This is a genomic window from Brevundimonas sp. (assembly GCF_032107865.1).
Taxonomy (GTDB): domain Bacteria; phylum Pseudomonadota; class Alphaproteobacteria; order Caulobacterales; family Caulobacteraceae; genus Brevundimonas.
Genome location: NZ_DAMCNG010000170.1, coordinates 1 through 5,879 on the forward strand (window position 1 = coordinate 1; position 5,879 = coordinate 5,879).

Sequence of the window (5,879 nt, forward strand, 5' to 3'; positions counted from 1 at the left end):
TGATCGCCCGCGCGTCGGAAGGCCATGACGTCCTGGTGCTGGCGCACGGCTATTTCAATCACATGGTCGGCCAGCGGCTGAAGGCGCACGGCTGGCGTCTGGCCCACAATCAGGGCTTCAAATACTGGTCCCAGCGCCGTTTCGTGAAGCGCTGAGGTCGCGGGGTCAGGAAGGCCGTTGAAGCGGCGCGCCTGCCTCTCTAGGTTGCGCCCATCATGACTGACGCATCCGCTTCCCCCGCCGTGCCCGCCGACCTCAGCTTCGAGGACGCCCTGTCGCGTCTGGAGGGCATCGTTTCGCGCCTGGAATCGGGTCAGGCGCCGCTCGAGGAATCCATCGCCCTGTATGAAGAGGGCGCGCGGCTGAAGGCTCACTGCGAGGCGCGGCTGAAGGCCGCCCAACTGCGGGTCGAGAAGATCGTCGTCGGCGCCGACGGTCAGGCCAAGGGCGTCGAACCGGCCGAGTTCGGCTGATGTCCGGTTCCGAACTCGCGCCGCAGATCGGCTTCGACGACTTCATGAAGGTCGATGTGCGCGTCGGCCAGATCATCAAGGCCGAGCCTTTCCCCGAGGCCCGCAAGCCCGCCTATAAGTTGACCATCGACTTCGGCGAGGCGATCGGCGTCAAGAAGTCCTCGGCCCAGATCACCCACCACTACACCCTGGACCAGCTGCACGGCCGCAAGGTCGCCGCCGTCGTCAACTTCCCGCCGCGCCAGATCGGGCCGGTGATGTCCGAGGTGCTGACGCTGGGCTTCCCGGATGCGGAGGGGAACGTCGTCTTGGCCGGCGTCGATCGTGACCTGCCGCTGGGCGGGAGGCTGTTTTGACCATGCTCGCCGCCAATTCGCCGGAACAGGCCGTCATCGACCGCGTGGCCGAGATCGCCGATCTGGTCACGGTCGCCCTGGACCAGTTGCTGCCCCGCGCCGATGGGCCGGAGGCGCGCCTGACGGAGGCCATGCGCTATGCGGCGCTGGGGCCGGGCAAGCGGCTGCGCCCCTTCTTCGCCATCGAGGCGGGCCGGATGCTGGAGGTCGAGGAGTGCGCCGTGCTGCGCGCCGCCTGCGCCCTGGAATGCGTCCACGCCTATTCGCTGGTGCATGACGACCTGCCGGCGATGGACGACGACGACGTGCGGCGCGGCCGTCCGACCTTGCACATCGCCTATGACGAGGCGACGGCCATCCTGGCGGGCGACGCGCTGCAGACTGCGGCGTTCGACATCATCCTGGACGAGGACACCCACGACGATGCGGCCGTGCGCTGCGAACTGGCGCGGCGTCTGTCCTTCGCGTCGGGCGCGCGCGGCATGGCGGGCGGCCAGATGATCGACCTGATGGGGGTGCGCGACGATCTGGGCGGCGTGGCCCGGATGCAGCGTCTGAAGACCGGCGCCCTGTTCGCCTACGCCTTCGAAATACCGCTGATCATCGCCGACGCCAACGAAGCGGCGTGGCACGCCCTGACCAGCTTCGCCCACGACATCGGCCTAGCCTATCAGATCGTAGACGATGTTCTGGACGCCGAAGGTTCGGCGGAAGAGATGGGCAAGGCGGCGGGCGGCAAGGACGCGGCCCTGGGCAAGACCAACTTCGTGACCCTGCTGGGCGTCGATGCGGCGCGGCAGAGGGTCGCGCATCTGGCCGATCAGGCCCGCTCGCACCTTGACCTGTTCGGTCATGAGGCCGAAATCCTCAAGGCCAGCGTGGACTTTGTGCTCAAACGCCGGTCCTGATAGGAAACGCGCCCGCCCTCAGCGGGTTACTGTTTGACGCTCCGTCGTCTGAAGGCCCCCGATCCCCATGCCCCACACCCCGCTTCTCGACACCGTCAAGTTTCCCGCCGATACGCGGAGCTTCGACATTTCCCAGCTGAAACAGCTGGCGGACGAGGTGCGGGCCGAGACCATCGACGCCGTGTCGGTGACGGGCGGGCACCTGGGCGCCGGTCTGGGCGTGGTCGAGCTGACGGTCGCCCTGCACCACGTCTTCGAGACTCCGGACGATATCCTGATCTGGGACGTCGGCCACCAGTGCTACCCGCACAAGATCCTGACCGGGCGGCGCGACCGGATGCGGACCCTGCGTCAGGGCGGCGGCCTGTCGGGCTTCACCAAGCGCTCCGAGAGTGAATACGACCCCTTCGGCGCGGCCCACGCCTCGACCTCCATCTCGGCGGCGCTGGGCTTCGCCGCCGCGCGGGACGCCAAGGGCGGGAACAACCGCGTCGTGGCCGTCATCGGCGATGGCTCCATGTCGGCGGGCATGGCCTATGAGGCGATGAACAACGCCGCCGAGGCCACCAGCGGCCAGCTGATGGTCATCCTGAACGACAACGACATGTCGATCGCCCCGCCGGTCGGCGGCATGAGCGCCTATCTGGCCAAGCAGGTCTCAGGCGGCGCCTATCAGAACATCCGCAAGGTCGGGAAGAAGTTCGTCGACCACATGCCGCGCCCCTTCCGCGACGCCGCGCGCAAGGCCGAGGAATACGCCCGCGGCATGATCGTGGGCGGCACCCTGTTCGAGGAACTGGGCTTCTACTACGTCGGGCCGATCGATGGCCACGACATGGAGAATCTGGTCCCCATCCTCAAGAATGCGGCGGCCATCACCGACCGTCCGGTGCTGGTGCATGTCGTCACCCAGAAGGGCAAGGGCTACGCCCCGGCCGAGAGCAGCGCCGACAAGCTGCACGCGGTGGTCAAGTTCGACGTGGTCTCGGGCAAGCAGGCCAAGGCCGTCTCCAACGCCCCTAGCTACACCAAGGTCTTCGGCACGGAACTGATCAAGCACGCGACGGTCGATCCGACCGTCATGGCCATCACCGCCGCCATGCCGTCGGGCACGGGGCTGGACCTGTTCGGACAGGCCTTCCCGGATCGCACCTTCGACGTCGGCATCGCCGAACAGCACGCCGTCACCTTCGCCGCCGGTCTGGCCGCCGATGGGATGAAGCCGGTTTGCGCCCTGTATTCGACCTTCCTGCAGCGCGGCTATGATCAGGTCGTCCACGATGTGGCGATTCAGTCCCTGCCGGTGCGCTTCGCCATGGACCGCGCCGGTCTGGTCGGCGCCGACGGCTCGACCCACGCCGGGTCGTTCGACATCGGCTATATGGGCGCCCTGCCGGGCATGGTGCTGATGGCGGCCTCGGACGAGGCCGAACTGGCGGCGATGATCTCGACCTCGCTGGCCATCGACGACCGCCCCAGCGCCTTCCGCTATCCGCGCGGCGAAGGCGTGGGCATCGACATCCCCGAACTGGCCGCCCCGCTGGAGATCGGCAAGGGCCGCATAGTCCGCGAAGGCACGTCCGTCGCCATCCTGTCGCTGGGCACCCGCCTGCAGGAATCGCTGAAGGCCGCCGACATGCTGGCCGCGCGCGGCGTCTCGGCCACCGTCGCCGACGCCCGCTTCGCCAAACCGCTGGACGCTGACCTGATCCTGCGCCTCGCCCGCGAACATGAGGCGCTCATTACGGTCGAAGAGGGCGCCATGGGCGGCTTCGGCGCCTTCGTGCTTCAGTTGCTGGCCGAGAAGGGCGCGCTCGATGGCGGGCTCAAGATCCGCACCCTGCACCTGCCCGACATCTTCCAGGATCAGGACAAGCCCGAGGCCATGTACGCCCAGGCCGGCCTAAACGCCGAACACATCGCCGCCGCCGCCTTGACGGCCCTGGGCGTCGACGCCAGCCGGGCCGTTAGGGCCTGACATAGATGCAACGCCTCTCCCTCCCCTTCATGGGGAGGGTGGCTGAGCCCGTAGGGCGAAGTCGGGTGGGGACGGCTTCGCTGCTATTCAGGCGCTGTGCTGAGATCGCTTGCTTTCAGGATCGCCTGAGTTCCGTATCACCTGGCCCTCCCCACCCGGTCGCTGCGCGACCACCCTCCCCATGAAGGGGAGGGAGAAGGTGCGCGCGCTACAGCACCCCAATCATGCTGGCCACCAGCGGGTGGCGCACGATGTCGCGTTCGGCCAGGCGGACGACGGCGATTTCGGGCACGGCCTCCAGTCGTTCGGCGATGTCGGACAGGCCAGAGACCCCCGGCAGCAGGTCGGATTGCTGCGGATCGCCCGTCACCACCATGGTCGAGTGCCAGCCCAACCGGGTCAGCAGCATCTTCAACTGGACGTAGGTGCAGTTCTGCGCCTCATCCACGACGATGAAGGCGTTGTTCAGGGTGCGGCCGCGCATATAGCCGATGGGGGCGATCTCGATCAGGCCCTCGGCCATCAGGGCCTTGACCCGCTTCATGCTGAGACGGTCCGACAGGGCGTCATAGAGCGGCCGCAGATAGGGGGCCAGCTTGTCCTCCATGTCGCCGGGCAGGAAGCCGATCGATTCTCCTGCCTCGACGGCGGGGCGGCTCAGGACGATGCGGCCGACCTTGCCGGCCTCCAGCGCCTCGACCGCCTTGGCGACGGCCAGATAGGTCTTGCCCGTGCCCGCCGGACCGAGCGCCAGCACCAGGTTAGCGTGGTCGACGGCCTCCATCAGCTCGGCCTGACCGTCGGACTTGGGTTTCAGCGTCTTCATATAGCCCTGGTCCCGCTCGTCGTTCGAGGGGACGGGCGACCAGCCGCCGACGCGGGCGGGCAATCGCCGTACCTTGGCGTCCTGAATGAATTCGGGCGAATCCAGCACGCCTTCGCGCAGCTGACGCTTGATGGCCGATCGTTTGCTCATGGACGCCTCCAGGGCATGAAAAAAGGCGAGCCCGGCAGGGTCTCGCCTTGGTCGTCGGTGGGGGAGGTGGGGGCCGAAGTCGCACAGCCGTCCCGAACGGTCGCAGGGTCTTCGCCGCAGCAGGTGCGTCGCCGTCCCCGAACGGGTCGTGAACACGCCAAGCGTATTCTCCAGCGTCTGACCGGACCGGGCTTGATCCGGCTTCGGATCCGGGGGCGAATGGGGCCTGCCGAATCGCATCAACAGTCTGATGCTAACGTGGTTTCTGAAGGGTTAAAGCCTTCATTTTAAGAAGAATAGGCAGTGTGCGGATGAGTGTTTACAGTCTGGGCGACAGCAAGCCTCAGCTTCCGCCGGAGGGCGAATACTGGATTGCGCCGAATGCAACCGTTCTAGGGAACGTGATTCTGCATCCGGGCGCCAGCATCTGGTTCAATGCGGTGCTGCGCGGCGACAATGATCCGATCACGATCGGGGCGGACACCAATATTCAGGACGGCAGCATCCTGCACACCGACGTCGGCTCGCCCCTGACCATCGGCGCAGGCGTGACGGTGGGGCACAAGGTGATGCTGCATGGGTGCGAGATCGGCGACAACAGTCTGATCGGCATCGGCGCGGTCATTCTGAACGGCGCGCGTATCGGGAAGAACTGCCTGATCGGCGCCAACGCCCTGATCACAGAAGGCAAGGTCATTCCAGACAACAGTCTGGTGATGGGCCAGCCCGGTAAGGTGGTCCGGGAACTGGAAGAGGGGCAGATCGAGGCGCTGCGCCTCTCGGCCCGGCACTATGTGCAGAACTGGCGTCGCTATGCGGGCGGGTTGAAACGGATCGACTGACCCGTCGCCCCACAATGGCACGGCTCACAATGAGACAGACGGCCTGTGAGGCGAGGCGGACTGACGCAAACTCGCCTCAAGGGGGAGGAAAACGCCCAATGTCGGACATTTAAAACGGCCCGGCGTTTGCATCGGACCTGTCGACGATCAATTCAGGAGTCCGATCCCATGCGGATAGGGATTACGAAAATGCTGGCGGGAGCCGTGGCCTTTGTTGGGCTGATGGCGGTCGCCGATGCCGCAGCGGCGCAGTGCGGGCCTTCAAGCTGCCTGCCGCCTCCGCCGCCCACGCCGATGTTGCCGCCGCCGACGCCGCCGGGCGGAGGCTGCGGCCCCAGCGGCTGCC

The 5,879-nt window shown here is 66.8% G+C and carries 7 protein-coding genes; 5 read left to right on the forward strand and 2 right to left on the reverse strand.

Annotated elements, in window-relative coordinates:
- The first annotated feature begins 215 nt into the window (after window positions 1-215).
- The 4 genes from RT567_RS12735 (at window position 216) to dxs (ending at window position 3,715) form a co-directional block, all read left to right on the forward strand.
- Window positions 216-473 carry an exodeoxyribonuclease VII small subunit gene (locus RT567_RS12735; RefSeq protein ID WP_040344421.1) on the forward strand — a complete coding sequence of 86 codons (258 nt, stop codon included), beginning with the start codon at window positions 216-218 and terminating at the stop codon, window positions 471-473.
- Complete coding sequence (locus tag RT567_RS12740) at window positions 473-829, forward strand: tRNA-binding protein (protein WP_313576688.1); 357 nt, start codon at window positions 473-475, stop codon at window positions 827-829. Before RT567_RS12735 ends, RT567_RS12740 begins: the two co-directional genes overlap by 1 nt.
- A 2-nt stretch (window positions 830-831) precedes the next feature.
- On the forward strand, window positions 832-1,737 hold the full coding sequence (locus tag RT567_RS12745) for a polyprenyl synthetase family protein (RefSeq protein ID WP_125901561.1): 906 nt from the start codon (window positions 832-834) through the stop codon (window positions 1,735-1,737).
- Window positions 1,738-1,804: 67 nt separating this feature from the next.
- A complete protein-coding gene (gene dxs / locus RT567_RS12750) occupies window positions 1,805-3,715 on the forward strand; it encodes a 1-deoxy-D-xylulose-5-phosphate synthase (RefSeq protein ID WP_313576689.1) in 1,911 nt (636 codons plus the stop codon).
- Window positions 3,716-3,923: 208 nt separating this feature from the next.
- Here dxs and RT567_RS12755 read toward each other — a convergent pair whose 3' ends face one another.
- Complete coding sequence (locus RT567_RS12755; protein WP_313576692.1) at window positions 3,924-4,703, reverse strand: PhoH family protein; 780 nt, start codon at window positions 4,701-4,703, stop codon at window positions 3,924-3,926.
- A gap of 299 nt (window positions 4,704-5,002) precedes the next feature.
- Here RT567_RS12755 and RT567_RS12760 point away from each other — a divergent pair, with 299 nt between their 5' ends.
- Entirely contained in the window at window positions 5,003-5,533 is a 531-nt protein-coding gene (locus tag RT567_RS12760; RefSeq protein WP_313576690.1) for a gamma carbonic anhydrase family protein, read from the forward strand.
- Window positions 5,534-5,685: 152 nt separating this feature from the next.
- On the opposite strand, the gene RT567_RS12765 is transcribed toward RT567_RS12760, so the two are convergent.
- A partial coding sequence (locus RT567_RS12765) for a hypothetical protein (RefSeq protein WP_313576691.1) occupies window positions 5,686-5,879 on the reverse strand: 194 nt, incomplete at its 5' end.